This window comes from Methylobacterium sp. CCH5-D2, from assembly GCF_001556475.1.
In the GTDB taxonomy this organism is placed as follows: Bacteria; Pseudomonadota; Alphaproteobacteria; order Rhizobiales; family Beijerinckiaceae; genus Methylobacterium; species Methylobacterium hispanicum.
In genome coordinates this window covers 1-2,186 of record NZ_LSIX01000687.1, presented here as the reverse complement: position 1 = coordinate 2,186, position 2,186 = coordinate 1, and the positions used below count along the sequence as shown (strand labels likewise).

1 protein-coding gene is annotated in these 2,186 nt (G+C 68.9%); it reads right to left on the bottom strand.

What is annotated here, in order from left to right:
- Positions 1-142 precede the first annotated feature (142 nt).
- A partial coding sequence (locus AX737_RS18120; protein ID WP_066923874.1) for a TonB-dependent siderophore receptor occupies positions 143-2,186 on the bottom strand: 2,044 nt, incomplete at its 5' end.

Sequence of the window (2,186 nt, the reverse complement as noted above, 5' to 3'; positions counted from 1 at the left end):
GCCAAATGCAGGGCAGAGCCCTGCATTTGGCTCCTGCGACCCGGCCTTGCCGGGTCGCAGGAGCCAATCCCGGGGCTGCGCGCCCCGGACCCCGCCCAAGGGCCTTGGCCCTTGGGGATCCCGGGACCTGAGGCTCAGGCCCTCACCACTTGTAGCTCAGGCTCGCGGTGACGCGGCGGGCGTCGCCGTAGAAGCAGGACAGGGCCGACTGGCAGGACGAGACGTAGCGCCGGTCGGCGAGGTTCGTGGCGTTCACCGCGATGCGCCAGTTCTCGAAGTTGTAGTGCACCTGCGCGTCGAACAGCACGAAGTCCGAGACCCGGAGCGTGTTGGGCACGTCGGCGAACGAGCTGCCGACGTAGCGCACGCCGCCGCCGAAGCCGAAGCCGCGCCACGCGCCCACGGGGATCGTGTAGTCGAAGAAGGCCGAGGCGAAGGTCTCGGGGATGTTGACCGGCGTGCGGCCGACGCGGGCCGGATCCGCGTCCTTCGTGGTGACGAGGTCGTAGGTGGTGAAGGACGCGACCGCGTTGAGCCCCTCGGCGAGGCTGACGTTGAGCTGCGCCTCGAAGCCGGTGGAGCGCTGCGCGCCGGACTGGAGCTGGAAGAAGACGTTGGCGGGATCGGGCACCAGCGTGCCCTGCCGGTTGATGTCGAAGCCCGCGAGCGTCAGGAAGTAGCCCTGCCCCGGCGGCTCGAACTTCACGCCGCCCTCGATCTGGTCGCCGGTCTCGGGGCGGAAGCCCGCGCCGCTCAGGGCGGTGCCGATCTGCGGCTGGAACGAGGTCGAGTAGCTCATGTAGGGTGCGAGCCCGAAATCGAAATTGTAGATCAGCGCCGTGCGGTAGGTGAGCGCGTTGTCGCTGCGCCCGCCGCTGGCCGAGGGGTTGAGCTTGTTGCCGATGCGGTTGTCGGCGAAATCCTGGCGCAGGCCGAGCACGAGGCTCAAGCGGTCGGTGAGCTTGATCTGGTCCTGCGCGTAGAGGCCGAGCTGCTCGAACGAGTTCCCGTTGATCAGGTAGGGGAGCGGTGCGGCGACCCGCAGGCCGTAGACGGGTGCCAGGATGCTGATGTCCGGTCCCGGGAAGGTCGAGGCCTGGTTGTCGCTCAGGCGGTAGTTCTTGTAGTCGAGCCCGAGCAGCAGGTCGTGCCGGAAGAACCCGTCGAAGAAGCGCGCCTCGGCCTGGTTGTCGACCTGGAACAGGTTCGCCCGGGCGCTGTCACGGAACTGGTAGCGGGCGAGCCGGGTCTCGGCCGCGTCGCTGTAGCCGAGCTGGCCGACATACGAGTTCTGGAAGCTCTCGAGGAACGAGTAGCGCAGGTTCTGCCGGAAGGTCCAAGTCTCGTCGAAGGCGTGCTCGAACTCGTAGCCCACGAGCGCCTGATTGCGGCTGAAGGTGTTGAGGCCGATATCGCCGACGTTGAGCGAGCGCGGGATGCGCAGGCCCGAGGCGTTCGGGCGGACCGTGCCGGAATAGGGCAGGAAGTTCGCCGTCACCGCGGCGTTGTCGTGCTGGAAGCTCGACAGGAAGGTGATCTTCGTCGCCCCGTCCGGCTTATAGGTGAAGGCCGGCGCGATGTAGACGCGATCCTCCGGCGCGCCCTCGACCTGGTTGCCGCCGGTGCGGCCGAAGCCGGTCAGGCGATAGAACCAGTGCCCGTCGGCGTCGGACGGTCCGCCGAGGTCGAAGGCGGCGTAGCCGAAGCCGCCCTGCCCGAAGGCGCCGCCGCCGACCTCGACGTAGCGCAGCGGGTCGAGCGGGGGCCGCTTGCTGACCTGATTGACGAGGCCGCCCGGGGTGCCGGCGCCGAACAGAACGGCGGCGGGGCCGCGCAGCACCTCGATGCGCTCCAGGCCGAAGGTCTCGGTGCGGAAATAGGCGAAGCCGTAGTTCAGCTGCTGCAGGCCGTCGCGGTAGAGGCCGTAATCGCTCGCCACGAAGCCGCGCAGGGTGAAGAAGTCGAGGCGCGAGTCGGCGCCGAAGGTGCCCGAGTAGATGCCGGCCGCGTACTGCGTCGCCTGGGTCAGGGTCTGGGCCTTCTGGACGTCGATCTGCTCGCGGCCGACCACCGTGATCGATTGCGGCGTCTCGATCAGCGGGGTGTTGGTCTTGGTGGCGGTGGCCGAGCGGGTCGCCACGAAGCCGTTCACCGGGCCGGTCGGGCTCTCGACGGCGCGGGCCGCC